The organism is Mesorhizobium sp. ORM8.1, from assembly GCF_053005525.2.
In genome coordinates this window covers 1,147,134-1,161,643 of record NZ_CM132600.1, presented here as the reverse complement: position 1 = coordinate 1,161,643, position 14,510 = coordinate 1,147,134, and the positions used below count along the sequence as shown (strand labels likewise).

Annotated in this window: 13 protein-coding genes and 1 pseudogene; 7 read left to right on the top strand and 7 right to left on the bottom strand. The window is 60.9% G+C overall.

Translation table 11 applies throughout. From position 1 onward, the window contains the following. Positions 1-2 precede the first annotated feature (2 nt). Together lptF and ACVDG8_RS06150 are read right to left on the bottom strand one after the other, a co-directional pair. A complete protein-coding gene (gene lptF, locus ACVDG8_RS06155) occupies positions 3-1,199 on the bottom strand; it encodes an LPS export ABC transporter permease LptF (RefSeq protein WP_447253919.1) in 1,197 nt (398 codons plus the stop codon). Then, positions 1,186-1,503: a hypothetical protein gene (locus ACVDG8_RS06150; RefSeq protein WP_447253918.1), complete on the bottom strand. Its 318-nt coding sequence runs from the start codon at positions 1,501-1,503 to the stop codon at positions 1,186-1,188. Before ACVDG8_RS06150 ends, lptF begins: the two co-directional genes overlap by 14 nt. A gap of 85 nt (positions 1,504-1,588) precedes the next feature. On the opposite strand from ACVDG8_RS06150, the pseudogene ACVDG8_RS06145 reads away from it, so the two are divergent. Both ACVDG8_RS06145 and ACVDG8_RS06140 read left to right on the top strand, forming a co-directional pair. Further along, positions 1,589-3,129 (top strand): annotated as a pseudogene (locus ACVDG8_RS06145) (leucyl aminopeptidase). Positions 3,130-3,140: 11 nt separating this feature from the next. Beyond that, a complete protein-coding gene (locus ACVDG8_RS06140; protein ID WP_447253917.1) occupies positions 3,141-3,590 on the top strand; it encodes a DNA polymerase III subunit chi in 450 nt (149 codons plus the stop codon). A 165-nt stretch (positions 3,591-3,755) separates the two neighbouring features. On the opposite strand, the gene ACVDG8_RS06135 is transcribed toward ACVDG8_RS06140, so the two are convergent. Both ACVDG8_RS06135 and ACVDG8_RS06130 read right to left on the bottom strand, forming a co-directional pair. Next, on the bottom strand, positions 3,756-4,142 hold the full coding sequence (locus tag ACVDG8_RS06135; RefSeq protein WP_455707594.1) for a DUF995 domain-containing protein: 387 nt from the start codon (positions 4,140-4,142) through the stop codon (positions 3,756-3,758). A gap of 204 nt (positions 4,143-4,346) precedes the next feature. Continuing rightward, a complete protein-coding gene (locus tag ACVDG8_RS06130; protein ID WP_447253915.1) occupies positions 4,347-5,255 on the bottom strand; it encodes a glycoside hydrolase family 26 protein in 909 nt (302 codons plus the stop codon). A gap of 638 nt (positions 5,256-5,893) precedes the next feature. Here ACVDG8_RS06130 and ACVDG8_RS06125 point away from each other — a divergent pair. From ACVDG8_RS06125 to ACVDG8_RS06110, 4 genes are all read left to right on the top strand, one after another. Further along, on the top strand, positions 5,894-7,705 hold the full coding sequence (locus tag ACVDG8_RS06125; protein WP_447257243.1) for a glycosyltransferase family 2 protein: 1,812 nt from the start codon (positions 5,894-5,896) through the stop codon (positions 7,703-7,705). A 357-nt stretch (positions 7,706-8,062) separates the two neighbouring features. Further along, positions 8,063-8,371 (top strand): hypothetical protein, encoded by a 309-nt coding sequence (locus tag ACVDG8_RS06120; RefSeq protein ID WP_455707593.1) that lies wholly within the window; start codon positions 8,063-8,065, stop codon positions 8,369-8,371. Positions 8,372-8,753: 382 nt separating this feature from the next. Then, complete coding sequence (locus ACVDG8_RS06115; protein ID WP_455707592.1) at positions 8,754-9,281, top strand: DUF995 domain-containing protein; 528 nt, start codon at positions 8,754-8,756, stop codon at positions 9,279-9,281. Between the two features lie 557 nt (positions 9,282-9,838). Then, on the top strand, positions 9,839-10,021 hold the full coding sequence (locus tag ACVDG8_RS06110; RefSeq protein WP_447253912.1) for a hypothetical protein: 183 nt from the start codon (positions 9,839-9,841) through the stop codon (positions 10,019-10,021). 16 nt (positions 10,022-10,037) lie between these two features. Here ACVDG8_RS06110 and galE read toward each other — a convergent pair whose 3' ends face one another. The 3 genes from galE to ACVDG8_RS06095 all read right to left on the bottom strand — a co-directional run bounded on the left by galE (position 10,038) and on the right by ACVDG8_RS06095 (position 13,593). Continuing rightward, the gene (gene galE / locus ACVDG8_RS06105) at positions 10,038-11,075 is read right to left on the bottom strand and encodes a UDP-glucose 4-epimerase GalE (protein WP_447253911.1); all 1,038 of its coding nucleotides are present in this window, start codon (positions 11,073-11,075) and stop codon (positions 10,038-10,040) included. Then, positions 11,072-12,106: a UDP-glucuronic acid decarboxylase family protein gene (locus tag ACVDG8_RS06100; RefSeq protein ID WP_447253910.1), complete on the bottom strand. Its 1,035-nt coding sequence runs from the start codon at positions 12,104-12,106 to the stop codon at positions 11,072-11,074. The genes galE and ACVDG8_RS06100 overlap by 4 nt, the downstream gene beginning before the upstream one ends. A gap of 596 nt (positions 12,107-12,702) precedes the next feature. Then, a complete protein-coding gene (locus ACVDG8_RS06095; RefSeq protein WP_447253909.1) occupies positions 12,703-13,593 on the bottom strand; it encodes a LysR family transcriptional regulator in 891 nt (296 codons plus the stop codon). A gap of 113 nt (positions 13,594-13,706) precedes the next feature. Between ACVDG8_RS06095 and ACVDG8_RS06090 the strand changes: the two genes are divergently transcribed. Continuing rightward, complete coding sequence (locus tag ACVDG8_RS06090; protein ID WP_447253908.1) at positions 13,707-14,504, top strand: alpha/beta fold hydrolase; 798 nt, start codon at positions 13,707-13,709, stop codon at positions 14,502-14,504. The last annotated feature ends 6 nt before the right edge of the window (positions 14,505-14,510 follow it).

Genomic DNA, 14,510 nt, shown 5'->3' with positions numbered 1-14,510 from the left:
CGTCAGGCTCCCTGGCCGGAAGTGCGCCGGACGAACCAGAGCTTCAACGCCGCCCAGTTGCTGCTGGCGCGGCCGGCGAGATTGGTGAGCCAGTCGGTCCAGGCCGCGGGTAATTCCATGCTGCGCGAAGACACGATGAACCAGACCGAAACGATGGAGGCGATGAGCGGTATGACGTAAAGCAGGTAGATGAAGTACCAGACCTTGTCGGCTTTGCCGGCGGCGAAGAAGCCCAGCCACCGCACGAACAGCGCGATCGAGATTGCCGTGATCAATGGATTGATGCGTGCCTCGCGGTGCGATCGCGCGTCGCCGGCGACCGCCAGCGCGATCAGCGCGAACACCAGCGAATAGGACCATTCGGCGAACCGCTGGTTGAGCTCGGCCCGGTAGCTGCCCGGCTCGCGCTGGAACATCTTGTCGTTGGGATCCGGATTGAGCAGATATTGCGTCGTCCGATCCTTGGGCAGAAGCGTGATGTCGTTCGCCGCCGACATGAAGGCAGACATGTCGAAGGCATAGGAGGTGAAGCGGATGACGGAGAGGTCGCCGGCCACCGATTTGCGGTTGATGACGCCATCATTCATCATCAACACCTTCTCGCCCTTCTGTTCGACGATGCTGCCGCTCTTGGCGTAGTAGGTGAGGCTGGCGCCTTCCTCGCGCGAATCGGCGACGAAGATGCCGCCCAGCCTGTTGCCGGGAAGCCGCTCGCCGATCTGCAGATAGAGCCCTTCGTCAATCTTGCGGAACGTGCCCTCCTGGATGATCAGCGACAAAAGATCGGCGCGCGAAGCCGCGACCAGTTGGCGGTTCTTCTGCCTGGCATAAGGGTCGATGCCGTTGTCGACGATGAAGGAAAAGGCGCAAGCCGCGATCGCCAGCAAAAGGATCGGTCGGGCGATCGTCCAGCGCGACGCGCCGGCGGCGCTGAGCACCGCCAGTTCCGAATCGGTGTTCATGACGCTCAGCGTCTGCGCCACCGCAACCACCAGCGCGAACGGCACCACGATCGGTATGATCGAAGGGATGATGAGCGCCGCGACCTCGAAGAAAGTCAGCGCCGACTGGCCATTGTCAGTGACGAGGTCGATCTTGGCCAGCACCTGTGTGGTCCACACGATCGCCAGCGTCCAGACCAGCGCCGCAAGGAACATCGTCAGCGCGCGGCGCATGATGTAGCGTTCAACGACCTTCATGAAGGCTTTTCTCGATTTTGCCGAACGGCATCATGCCCGCCGACAAAATAGTGATCCGGCGGCGCGCGCACAACTGGGTCATCGGCGGCTTCTTCCGGTTTGTCGCCCCACACCGCGTGCCCCGGCGCGGCGGAGTGTCCGCGCCAATGGATAAGAAATGCAAAACATTGATGGTTAACAGCAGGTTGCGGCAAGAAACTAAGGTCGTGCCGAGGCGAATCCTTTGTCGTCGACGGCTCTGATATAGACAGCGATTTTGGTCAAAGTCTTGCCAAATGGGTGAAAACGACCAAATGTCGCGCACGCTTGCCAAACCTCTTGCACGACCTCTTGCACGCTAAAAATTCCCTTTGCCGGCACCTTACGGCCATCCCCGAAAGCAGGACCTGATGACGTTGAGACCCACCATTGCCTTCGCCAAATTCGCCGCGCCCAAAAAAGGCAGCGCCTTCGTGTTTGCGGCCGACGGCGGCGGGCTTGGCGAAGCCGCGCTGGCCTGCGATCCTGCCGGCGCGCTGGCCCGCGCCTTTCCGGTAGCCGATTTCTCCGGCAAGTTCGCAAGTTCGGCCGAGGTGCTGGCGCCGCAAGGCTCCTCCCTCGACCGGCTGGTGGCGATCGGCGCCGGCAAGGCGGCAAGCCTCGATGATTACGGCTGGCTGAAGCTCGGCGGCGCCGTTGCCGCTTCGCTGCGCAAGGCGAGCGAAGTTGCCGTCATCCTCGACCTGCCGGACTTGCAGCCCGACGGGCGCCAGGCGGCGAGCCTTGCCGCGGGCATTCTGCTGCGCAGCTATTCCTTCGACAAATACAAGACCAGGAAGGACAAGGACGACGGGCAGTCTGATGCAAAGGGGACCGACTCAAAGGGGCTGATGCCAAGAAGGCCGACGCGGCAAAGCCCGCCAAGGTAACGATCCACTGTGCCGACCCGGCCGCCGCGAAAAAGGCTTTCACCGATGAGGTGGCTGTGATCGACGGCGTGCTTCTGGCGCGCGATCTCGTCAACGAGCCGGCCAATGCGCTCGGTCCCATCGAATTCGCTGACCGCGCCAGGCAGTTGGAAGCCCTCGGCGTCGAGGTCGAGATCCTCACCGAAAAGGAGATGAAGAAGCTCGGCATGGGTTCGCTGCTCGGCGTCGCTCAAGGGTCGCCGCGCGGCGCCCGTATGGCCGTCATGCGCTGGAATGGCGGCAAGGCCAAGGACGCGCCTGTCGCCTTCGTCGGCAAGGGCGTCACCTTCGACACCGGCGGCAATTCGATGAAGCCGGCCTCCGGCATGGAGGACATGAAGGGCGATATGGGCGGTGCTGCCGCCGTCACCGGGCTGATGCATGCGCTGGCCGCGCGCAAGGCCAAGGCCAACGTCGTCGGCGTCATCGGCCTGGTCGAGAACGCCGTCGACGGCCACGCCCAGCGCCCCGGCGACATCGTCACCTCGATGTCGGGCCAGACCATCGAGGTGCTCAACACCGACGCCGAAGGCCGCCTCGTGCTGGCCGATGCGCTCTGGTACACCAACGATCGCTTCAAGCCGAAATTCATGGTCAACTTGGCGACGCTGACCGGCGCCATCATGGTCGCGCTTGGACAGCATCACGCCGGCCTGTTCTCCAACAATGACGAACTCGCCGGCCGGCTGTTCAACGCCGGTCAGGTGAGCCAGGAGCGGCTGTGGCGCATGCCGCTTGGCCCCGAATACGACAAGCTGATCGATTCCAAGAATGCCGACATGAAGAACATCGGTGGCCGCTATGGCGGTGCCATCATTGCCGCGCAGTTCCTGCAGCGCTTCGTCAAGGATACGCCCTGGGCGCATCTCGACATCGCCGGCACCGCGATGGGCGCGCCGTCGAGCGAGATCAACCAGTCCTGGGGTTCGGGCTTCGGCGTGCGTCTTCTAGACCGGCTTGTGCGCGATCACTACGAGGGGTAGGGCTTCCAGGGATGGCCGACATCCTGTTCTACCACCTGACCGAATCGACGCTGGAAGAAGCGCTGCCGGGCCTGCTCGAGCGCAGCGTCGACCGCGGTTGGCATGTGGTGGTGCAGACCGGCACCGAGGAGCGGCGCGACGCGCTCGACCAGCATCTTTGGATTTTTCGCGACGATTCCTTCCTGGCGCATGCCACCGACCGCGAGGCTCATCCGGCCGAGCAGCCGATCCTGCTCACCACGGGCGATGGCAATGCCAACGCCGCGCAGATCCGCTTCCTGGTCGACGGCGCGGCGCCGCCCGAGCTTTCAGGCTACGAGCGAGCGGTTTTCCTGTTCGACGGCCACGACACCGCGCAACTCGAAGGCGCGCGCACGCACTGGAAGACGCTGAAGGATGCCGGCCACGCCGTGACCTACTGGCAGCAGACGCCCGATCGCCGCTGGGAGCGCAAGGCTTAGAGCAGTGTGAAACGGTCGGCTCGGCGACTTCGCCGCAGCCTTTCGTCCGGAATTGCGTCAAAACAGGAGATGAGGCCGCCTGGTCGGGCGTGCGGTCGCTTACCAGGGCGCTCTAGTATCTTGCCTCGATCCGCTTCTGCTTCCGGGTGACGTAGTCGCCATATTTTACTTTCTTGAATTCATCCCCCGGTTGCGGTGCGAGCTCCTGAACACGTACCAGTCACCGTCCGGCAATCTGCGCTGGTAGATCACCCTACCTGCCTGGCGGTGTTCGAAGCAGCTCAGAGAGCTCTTGGCGCCCCAGGCGCCGTGCCACGTCGCGCGAAAGCATAGCTTTCCGCCACCGGGCATGAACCATGTGCCCTCGCCATAGCCCTGCTTGCCCTTGTCGGAGGTCCAGGCGTCGAATGCCCGCTGCTTGACGGCAAAGAACCCGGCGCCGTTCTTGCCCCACAGCCAAGAATGGTTCTGATAGATGTCGTAGACGCCCGCGTCGGGAACGACACTTGCCTTTTGCGCCTGCTCGGCGATCCGGGTTGCCGTCTTGGCCATTGCAGGAGCCTGCAAGGCGACAACAAAAACAGAGCAAACGATGGCTGCTCCGACCAACTTCCCCAATACCCGTTTCACAACTCTACTCCGCTTCTGATTTACGCCACGCCGAACGTCTCCAGGGTTCCCCCTGGAAGCGATCGCTTCTGAACTGAAAGCTGGAACCGTCCCGGTCAAAGCCGGGACGCATGGTTTTTGCGCGCTTTACGGCAGGACGTGCTGGGTAACCCGCCAGTCGGGCATCCCGTAGCCCCCCAGCCACGGCCACACTTCCTTCTGGTTGAAGTAGACGACCGAGGTCAGAGCCGGAAACTCCGCATAGGACTTGCGCGAGTCGTCGGCCCATTTCGCCACGTATTCCTGCTTCCCGACATAGCCGAGCTCGGCCACGATCACAGGCTTGTTGAAGTTCGCCACGCGGTCGTAGCCCGGCTTCAGCGTCTCTTCAAAGGTACGGTCGCGGCCGACTTCGTCATTGTCCTTCTTCTGCAGGCCGAACACCGACAGACCGATCACATCGACATAGTCGTCGCCGGGATAGTACTTCTCAAGGCCCTCGATACCCTTGGGCGACCACATGTATTTCGCGGCGGGCGCTACCTTGCGGCAAACATCGACTTCCCGCTTGTAGGCGGCTATCCAGTCCTTGGGAGCCCAGTTGGCCCAGGTGAAGCGGCCGTTCTTGTCTTCCATTTCCTGCGCCCAGCGGATGGTGACCGGGCTCTTCATCTGTCCGGCCAGGCTGCAGATCGCCTGCATGTTGGCGTCATATTTGCCGCTCAATATGCCATTGCGCAGTTCGGGCGGCGTGATGCGCCAGTCCTTGGACCAGGTCCAAGGCTCGATGGTGATCAGGAGCGAGCGGCCGCGCTGGAGAGCGTAGGCGTCTGCCAGTGGCAGCGTCGATAGATCGACGTCTTCCCAGGGCAAGAACAGCTCCTCGATGCTCGCCGACTTGTCGTTGGTGAAATCCCCATAGGGGTCGTAGGAACCAAACGCCGACGCCGCCGAATTCGTTTGTACCGGATCCGTGCCGGCGGGCGATCCCGCAGAAGCCGGCATGGCAAGGCCGCCGATCAGCAACGCTGACCACAAAGCAGTGAAGTATCTCATATCCGCCTCCTTGCTTCGACATTGCAACCTATGTCGAAGCGCCGCGCGTTCCGGTGTCACCGGCGCGCGAACCCACCAATCGGTCGGCCGACGTGAACCGCGGGTTTCTGAGCGACTGGGACGGGCGCATTCTACGCAGGGCCATCCACAAAGGTGCTCTCTCGAAGGTCTTGAAGCCCCAGAGAGAAGGTCGCCGCGATACTCACAAATTCGCGTCAACGTTACGATATTAACCCTTGCTGATATAAGGGCCTATGACACGTTGAAGTCAAGCGCAATTAACGGTTACTTAACCGTGTTGCTCTTGACAGGGTTAACGGGCACGGGCTGCCAGCCTGACTTTCGGGCGGGTGAGCGGCGCCTTCGAAGCCGGCGAAGGATCGCTGGCCTGGTCGTCGCGATTGCGGCAAAGGGCTGTGAAGTCAAGGCCTTAGGTTAACCAGTTCTGAAGAGGCTTGGTTAACGCAAGCTTAATCCGGTTGACTTCGTATTAGCATGCGCTGATTCTATAGCCGGGTTAGTTCAGCCGGTTTAGCCGGGTGCGCAAGGCGGCGGGTAGCATGGGCGTGTCACTGGATGCCGGCGTTGTCGGCGGCAAAACGGAGCCATTGGGCAAGCCGGATCTGGCGTCGACCGGCATGGGCCCCGAAGGCCCTTACCTTGTGCCGGTACTCACCGGTCGCCAGCAACTGATCCTGTGGCTTGGTCTCGCCTTCTGGTTCGTCACGCTTGCCGTCTTCTGGTCCTGGTGGCTGCAACCCGCCCATGTCGAGCACGTTGGGCCATATGCCTTCGCCACGATCGTGCTGGCATGGCTGACGCTGATGCCGATGTATTTCCTGCTCAACGTGCATGCATCCAGGAAGCCGTCGAAGCTGCACGTCATTCCGGAGGGCTCCCGCGTTGCCATGGTGGTTACCAAGGCGCCGTCCGAGCCGTTCGCCGTCGTTCAGCGCACGCTGGAGGCGATGCTGGCGCAAGATTATCCGCACGATACCTGGCTTGCCGACGAGAATCCATCGGAGGCGACGGTTCAATGGTGCAATGCCAATGGCGTGCTGATTTCGACCAGGCGAGGGCGCGAGGATTATCACCGCAAGACCTGGCCGCGCCGGACCCGCTGCAAGGAAGGCAATCTCGCCTTCTTCTACGATCACTACGGCTATGAGCGCTACGACTTCGTCGCTCAGATGGATGCCGATCATGTGCCGTCGCCGACCTATCTGAGAGAAATCCTGTATCCCTTCGCCGACCCTGCCGTGGGCTATGTCTCGGCGCCCAGCATCTGCGACAACAATGCCGATGAAAGCTGGGCCGCGCGCGGACGGCTGTTCCCGGAGGGCATGTTCCATGGTCCCTTGCAGTCCGGCCACACCGGCGGCGGCGCCCCGCTATGCATCGGGTCGCACTATGCCGTAAGGACGAGAGCGCTGCGCGAAGCAGGCGGCCTTGGCCCGGAGCTGGCGGAAGATCATTCCACCTCTATGCTGATCAATGCCGCCGGATGGCGCGGCGTGCACGCAATCGACGCCATCGCCAACGGCGATGGTCCACAGACCTTTGCCGACCTCGTCACCCAGGAGTTCCAGTGGTCGCGCAGCCTGGTGACAATCCTGCTTGAATACACGCCGCGGTATTTTCACAAGCTGCCGCCACGGCTGAAGTTCCAGTTCCTGTTCTGTCAGCTTTGGTATCCGCTGTTCGCGGTCTTCGCGCTGATGATGTACGTCATGCCGATCTATGCGCTGTTTACGGGGCGCAACTTTGCCAATGTCATGTATGGCGAGTTTGTCTGCTACTATCTGCCGAACTCCGTGGCGCTGGTCGGATTGGTCATCATGCTGAAGGCCTTCGGCCTGTCGCGGCCGATGACGGCGAAAACGCTGAGTTGGGAAGGCACGCTGTTCCTGTTCTTTGCGCGCTGGCCATGGGTCCTGTGGGGCACGCTGTCGGCAATCCGGGACTACGTCACCAAGTCCTTTGTCGACTTCCGGGTCACGCCGAAGGGCAGTGGCCCGAAAAATCTGCTGCCGGCACGCGTCTTCACGCCTTATGTGGCGCTGGCGGTTGGCGCGGCGCTGCCGGTGCTTGTGGTGAAACATCCATTCGATGCCACGGGTTTCTATTGGTTCGCAACCTTCAACGCGTTCCTTTACGGTTTGCTGGTGCTGGTCATCATCACAAAGCACATCGCTGAAAACAGAATCTCGCTGCGCGCCAACGCTGCAAGATTTGCCCTGCACGCCTCATTGGCACTGGTTGCGCTTGGGGTCCCCGCGGCTGGGTTCTACGATCGCGGGCTTGAGGGCATCTATGGTCTGCAGCAGGGCGCCGGCGGCCTGCGTATCGTCAGGATTGCCTACGTTGTTTCCGGCGCCGGCATGGGCGATATCGGCTCCCGGAATTTCTATTTTGATCCGGGCTGGGACGACAAAAATATCAGCAGATAAACCACGCATCTGTGTCCGGAGCAGGCATCCGGTCCGCCCGGCGTTGCTTTGCACTGCCGAATTAGTTCAAATTTTAGTCGTATCCGATGCGGTGCTGAAATTCACTGCTCATCATATCGTTTGCGCGAATTTTAATAAATCTCCTCTAATATTAAACCACGATGTGAACGGTATACACCGTTTACGCGGTGCGGAAACAAAAGAAAGATAAAATAATTCCCCACCTCAGCAACGTGTATTCAGTGTCAGGGGACGGCAATGAACAATCTAACGAATGATGCAGTGGCCATCGGCAAAAGATATTCTCACGTTTTTGCAGCGATTGTACTTGTATCGATGGTGTCTGGATGCCAGAGCATGGACGCGATGAAGACAGCCTCCATCAGCGCCAAAACGGCAATGCAGGCAACCGGCAAGAAGGTGCATTACGTCAAGAAGCAGCGGCTTCACCGGGTCCACCGCACGAAGCTGATTCAGACAAGCAGCGTGACCCGCGTCAGGGAAGAAGCCTACTCGATCTTCGTGCGGCCGCAGCGCGTTCGCACGCCGGCGCCGGTCAAGGTTTCGTACACTCTGGGCAGCGCCGGTCCGCTGATCGGCCATTCGCCGTGGATTTGCGGCCCAAGCGGCTTTGGCCAACGTGCCAGCTGCCGTTCGCGTTACTAAAGCCGCCCAGGAGAAGTGTGAGATTGCCTTCCGCTCGAAGCTGCGAGCGGCGGGCTATTCTATAGACTGAGCGGTCGTCGCAACACTCGGCGGGCCTCGGCCTCGCGCCGATAGCCGATCCCGCCCGATTCGCAATATTGGCGCCTGCGGCCCGGGTGCAAGTCTCGTACCGGCGTGTTCTAGCCGCCTTGCGGCAGTTGACATCGCCGTTCCCGCGACTGTTAATTGTTCGCATGGTTGTCAACGCGCTGGTGGCGTTGTCTGGGGCTGGACAAACATGCCAACGCCAATTTCGCAGACAGTTCTGATCCGATTGCCGCCGCCTGGTTTTGGCCGTCGACGGCGCAAGCAGCCCCGCGGGTCCGCAAGTCGCGCGCTGCTTGTGGTCCTGCTGGCTTTGTGCGGCCAGTTGGCGTTGTCTGGGGGAGTGGCGCATGCGGCAACAGCCAAGGCCGGCACACCTGCGCAGGCTGATGCCGTCGGTGTGCCAACGGCCTATGAGCTGTCACTTTTCTACGCCGACCGTACATGGATATGGAAGGACGGAGCGGCCTATTTCGGTCAAAACGGTCGGGCTCTCCGGGCCTGGACGTCGGGGGCGGATTCTGCCTCTGTGGCCGAAGGCAAATGGCTCGTGACGAATGACGGCAAGATGTGCATGGATCTCGTCTGGCGGGGCAAGAGCTACACCGGCAAGCTGCAACGCACATGCTATAGCCATCGTGTCAACGGCGGCAACATCGAGCAGCGCAAGGACCCGGACGGCGCGTGGTACAGTTTCAAGCGATCTCCCGAGGGGCCTGCCGACGAATATCGGAACTTTCAGACAGGCGACACCAAGGGCGCGGAGCTCGAAGAGACGCGCAAGCTGGTCGAATCCAAAATTAGAGCAATTCCAGGAAAAGCGTGATCGGTTTTCCGTTCGGAATTGCGTAAAAACAAAGAGTTAGAGCGCTTCGCCGTTTCCATGAAACGGTGAAACGCTGTAGGTCGGGGCCGCGCTGAGAAGGCGCTTTGAAGGAATTCTCGACACGACGCGGTGACGTGGTCCGATTTTCAATTGATTGCATTTAATTATGCCACGAGACGTTGGGTCTTCGGCAGGACTAGTTTAATGAGGTGTGTCTAATATTCCTGTGCATATGGGCGGCGGCGGGTACACATGCGATGGGGGCATGGTATGTCGAATTCTCGCCTTGGCCTATACCTGACAACAACAGGGGACATGCGATGGGCAATTCCGCAATAGGTATATTTCGCATATGTAAGTATAGTATAACTATTGTTGCAGCTCTATCGGCTATGGTTATGGTATCTGGGTGTCAGAGTCTGGATACGACAGAAACACATTCACTCCTAAAGCCTGCGGTATACTTTCTCGGCGATGCTAGCCAGCCGGCTCAAGTCGCATTCATGCCTCGGTCGCCTAGAATCGATCAGCCGATTGAGACGATGACGAATACCCTCATGACGACGACCGAAGGCGTTCACCCTTTCGTCACGCGGCAACCGGTCAAAACCCCCACCGCTGCGCTGGTCAACGCTGCTTTCAATGTCGGCGACGATGGACCGCTTGTGGGCAATTCGCCCTATATCTGCAGTCCAAGCGGATTTGGCCAGCTCGCGAACTGCCACGCCCGCCTTTATTGATCCATTGGCGATTGATCTATTGGGCGCCGAGGGGGACTGCCGCTGCCGTCCCGATGGGTGGCGGCCTGTCCGGACTCGCCTCCAGGCCGAAAAATGGGGCAGCTGTCCTGACGATTGTATCGATGTCGGAAAGCTCCGGCACAAAGCCAAGTAGCTCGTGGGCGCTGCCCGGATCGGCGTAGAGTTCGGCCGGATCTCCCGCGCGCCTGGTTCTGAAGACCGCCGGAACCGGTCTTGAGGTTACGCGGCTGACCGCCTGGACAATCTCCTTGATGGACACGCCTCGTCCGGTGCCGAGGTTGACCGCCAGGCTTTGTCCGCCTCTTTCGAGATGTTCGAGCGCCTTCAGATGCGCGCGGGCAAGGTCGCTCACATGGATATAGTCGCGCACGCAGGTGCCGTCCGGTGTGTCGTAGTCGGTGCCGAAAACCTCGATTTCGTCGATCAAACCCGATGCCGCCATCAGTACCCGGGGAACCAGATGTGTCTCCGGCGAGTGCCATTCCCCGATCTGTCCGTCGGGATCGGCGCCGCAGGCGTTGAAATAGCGCAAGATGGCGTACTTCATGCCATAGGCGGCGGCATAGTCGCCGATGATCTGCTCGCCCATCAGCTTGCTGCGCCCATAGGGGCTGATCGGATTTTGCGACGAAGTCTCGTGCACCGGCAGCATCTCGGGCACGCCATAGGTCGCGCAGCTCGAGGAGAAGATGATGTTCGTGATCGCCGCGGCGCGGGCCGCGTCGAGCACCGCGACTGTACCGGCAACGTTGGTCGAGTAATACTCGGCCGGTTCGTGAACGGATTCACCGACATAGGCCAGCGCCGCGAAATGGATGATCGCCCTCGGCCGATATCTGCCGATCGCCTCGTCCAGCGCGTGTCTGTCCCGGATATCGCCCACGAAAAGCGGGCCCCAGGCCACGGCTTTCTCGTTGCCGCGGCTTAGATTGTCGTAGACAACCGGGAGGTACCCTGCCGCCGCCAGGCGTTTGCAGGTGTGGCTGCCGATGAAGCCGGCGCCGCCCGTCACCAGTATGGCGGGCGATGTCACGATGCCGCTGCGCCCCTGGCGGGTCGGCTGCCGTAGAGCAAGGCGTCGAAATACTCCACGGTGCGCGCAAGCCCCTGGCTCAGGCCGATCGTCGGCTCCCAGCCGAGATGTTGCCTGGCGAAGGAGATGTCGGGTCGGCGCTGTCTGGGGTCGTCGACGGGCAGCGGCCGGTGCACGATCCGCGACCGCGAGTTCGTGTAGTCGACGACCAGCCTGGCCAGGTCCATGACGGTGAATTCGGCCGGGTTGCCGAGATTGACCGGATGCGCAGGCGGTGTCGGAGTCCTCATCAGCTTGATAAAGCCCTCGATCAGGTCGTCCACGTAGCAGAACGATCGGGTCTGCATGCCGCTGCCATAGACAGTCAGGTCGTCGCCATGCAGCGCCTGGACGATGAAGTTGGACACCACGCGGCCATCGTCGGGCTGCATACGGCGGCCATAGGTGTTGAATATCCGCGCGACACGGATATCGATGCCGAACGTCCGCGAATAGTCGAAGAACAGGGTCTCGGCCGAACGCTTGCCCTCGTCGTAACAGGACCGGGGACCGTGCGTGTTGACGTTGCCGAAATAACTCTCCGGCTGGGGATGAACCAACGGGTCGCCATAGACCTCGGAGGTGGAGGCCTGGAAGATCTTGGCGTTGTTGCGCCGCGCGAGCTCGAGAAGGTTGAGCGAGCCGAACACACTGGTTTTGAATGTGTGAATCGGATCGGCCTGATAGTGCGGCGGCGAGGCAGGGCAGGCGAGGTTGTAGATTTCCTCGACCGGGATGTCCTCGGGCAACGCGTCGACGACATCGTGCTCGATGCATCTGAATGCCGGATGGCTTTGGATCGCGTTTAGATTGTATCTCTTGCCGGTGTGGAAGTTGTCGAGCGCGATGACTTCGTAGCCGTCTGCCAATAGCCGTTCGCACAGATGCGAACCCAGAAATCCCGCTCCGCCTGCGACCAGGGCGCGATGCCGGCGCTTGACGGTACCGTGGATCCCATCCCGAAGTTTCAGAACCTTGATGACCTTACTCATTGTGTTCCCCTTACGCCCTGCGCACACCACCGACCCGGGCAGGACAAAGCGCCGCCCGGCCACGTCCCTGCGGACATGACACAACCGTCCGCTCGCGCGGATTCGCTATTTCTGACGTGCGCTAATTGCTTTTGAGCTCGCAGGACCAATGCCGTGCGGCTTATCTCTGCCGCTTAGCATTTCAGAGACCTGGAATTCTTGAGGGTACCTAAGCTGCCACCGCCATGCTCGCCCAAATTGCACATCCCAACGGTTGCAAAATATACCTGTGGAGACGGCAGTCAACTAAATTAGCAATTCGTTAACCACAAACATTTGTGAGTGGTTAATCATAGCTCCGGAGCCGTGGTCTCGCGTGCCTGGCTCTCTGTCTCGCGGTCTGGCGCTGGAATTGAATATCTTAAGTTGTATGAAATACAAATATGCGCAAGAAAAATTGAAGAGCATGCCTATGAGCAGGATCAGAACATCATAAGAAAGACGTATATAATCAAAATAATAGATAGTTATACTGTAATTGCAAAAAGTCTACTGTTGTGGTAACCGATGCCGATCCCCGCTGGGGTTGTAAGGTGCATAAAAAGGCGCTGGACTGACTAAACGGCGCCTTCGGCCCTGAGGTGAAGCCACAGCGCTTCTGCCACCGGCCCATGCGGTTTGTCGCGCCGACGCACCGCGGCCACGGTCTCCATACGTCCAGGGATATGCCGGCCGGCGATTGAAGTCAGTCGTCCGTCGCGCAACTCGTCCGCGATCAGCCATTGCGGCAGATGGCCCCAGGCCAGACCATGCAGGATCAGTTCCTTCTTCATCATATGGTCCGGCACCGAGCAGGAATGCGCGCCGTCGATGACGAAGAAGTTCTCGGATGACGGTCGCCGCGCCGTATCGCGGATGACGCATTGTATGAACGGCCGCATTGTCACCGGCGTGAGGTAGGGCCCGACATCGAAGGGCAGGAAGCCCGGCGCCACCACCGGCACGAAGGCGACCTGGCTGAGGTCGATCCGTTCGAGGCGCGGGTCGGATGGGTTGGCGCGATGGAAGACGAGATCAGCTTCGCCGTCCATCAACCGCTCGACCGGACCGCTGACCGCCTCATAATCGAGATGCAGGCGCGTGCGCGGCCGCTCGGCAAAGAAGCGGCTGAGCAGGCCGAGGACTTTCGGTCGCGGACAGACATCGCCCATGACGATGCGCAGGATCGTTTCCTCACCGCTCGCCAGCTGGCCGGCATAGTCCTGGAGATGCTCGAAGTCGCGCAACGCCAGTTGCGCGCGGCCGTGGAAGAGCCGGCCTTCTTCGGTCAGGCTCACCCGGTACCCGCCTCGGTCGAACAAGGTGAGGCCGAGCTGCTGTTCCAGCCGTGCGACGGCGGCAAAGACGGAAGGATGGGTGCGATGCAGGACGCCGGCCGCGGCCTGAAAGCTGCCCTGCGTGGCGACGGCGTCGAAACATCTCAGATCGTGAAGCTTCAGCCCATCCACAGTCGTAGAATCCTACAGAGATTGTCAAATCATAGTAATTTTATCCGATAATCACCAGGCCTAGCTTTGCCTCAACGCAAACGGCGCGACGCGCCGAACAGATGAGGCTCATGATGACCGACACACTTCACTTCACGGCGGGCGATGGCGCCCGCATCGCTTACAGGTTCGACGGTCCGCAAGACCGTCCCGTGCTGATGCTCTCCAATTCCATCGCCACGACATTCCACATGTGGGACGGCCAGGTTCCGGAACTGGCCAAGTCCTTCCGGGTGCTGCGCTATGACTTTCGCGGCCATGGCGGGTCGGACGCGCCGGCCGGCGCTTACTCGCTCGACCGTTTTGGCCGCGATGTGCTTGAACTCCTCGATTTCCTCGACATTTCGCGCGTGCATTTCCTGGGACTGTCGCTGGGCGGGTTCGTCGGCCAGTGGCTGGGCGTCCACGCGCCCGAGCGCATCGAACGGCTGATCCTGTCCAACACCTCGCCGCATCTCGGCCCGGCATCCTATTTCGACGAGCAGATAAGCAATGCGCTTGCGGCCAGCGACCTGTCGGCGACGGCGGACATGTTCATGCGCAACTGGTTCCCGCCCGCCATGCTTGCCGGTCGCAACGGCACCGTCGAGGAATTCCGCGCGGCGATCCTCGCCATGTCGCCGCAAGGGCTGGCGGGCTGTTTCGCCGCCGTGCGCGACAGCGACCTGCGCCGCCCGATTGCGCTCATCAACGCCCCGACGCTGGTCATCGGCGGCATCGATGACAAGGTGACGCTCGCGAGCCACAGCGAAGCGATTGCCGAGACGGTTCCCGGCGCCGAGCTTTTGTTGCTTCCCGGCGTCCATCTGCTCAATGTCGAGCGTCCGGTGGAATTCATGGCGGCGGTAACGCGGTTTTTGCACAAGCGCTGATCAAGG

Excerpts from the sequence above, each read along its gene's own strand:
- lptF (WP_447253919.1), bottom strand. The coding sequence starts at position 1,199 with ATGAAGGTCGTTGAACGCTACATCATGCGCCGCGCGCTGACGATGTTC.
- ACVDG8_RS06140 (WP_447253917.1), top strand. The coding sequence starts at position 3,141 with ATGGCCGACATCCTGTTCTACCACCTGACCGAATCGACGCTGGAAGAA.
- ACVDG8_RS06135 (WP_455707594.1), bottom strand. The coding sequence starts at position 4,142 with ATGGCCAAGACGGCAACCCGGATCGCCGAGCAGGCGCAAAAGGCAAGT.
- ACVDG8_RS06130 (WP_447253915.1), bottom strand. The coding sequence starts at position 5,255 with ATGAGATACTTCACTGCTTTGTGGTCAGCGTTGCTGATCGGCGGCCTT.
- ACVDG8_RS06125 (WP_447257243.1), top strand. The coding sequence starts at position 5,894 with ATGGGCCCCGAAGGCCCTTACCTTGTGCCGGTACTCACCGGTCGCCAG.
- ACVDG8_RS06120 (WP_455707593.1), top strand. The coding sequence starts at position 8,063 with ATGGACGCGATGAAGACAGCCTCCATCAGCGCCAAAACGGCAATGCAG.
- ACVDG8_RS06110 (WP_447253912.1), top strand. The coding sequence starts at position 9,839 with ATGACGACGACCGAAGGCGTTCACCCTTTCGTCACGCGGCAACCGGTC.
- ACVDG8_RS06100 (WP_447253910.1), bottom strand. The coding sequence starts at position 12,106 with ATGAGTAAGGTCATCAAGGTTCTGAAACTTCGGGATGGGATCCACGGT.
- ACVDG8_RS06090 (WP_447253908.1), top strand. The coding sequence starts at position 13,707 with ATGACCGACACACTTCACTTCACGGCGGGCGATGGCGCCCGCATCGCT.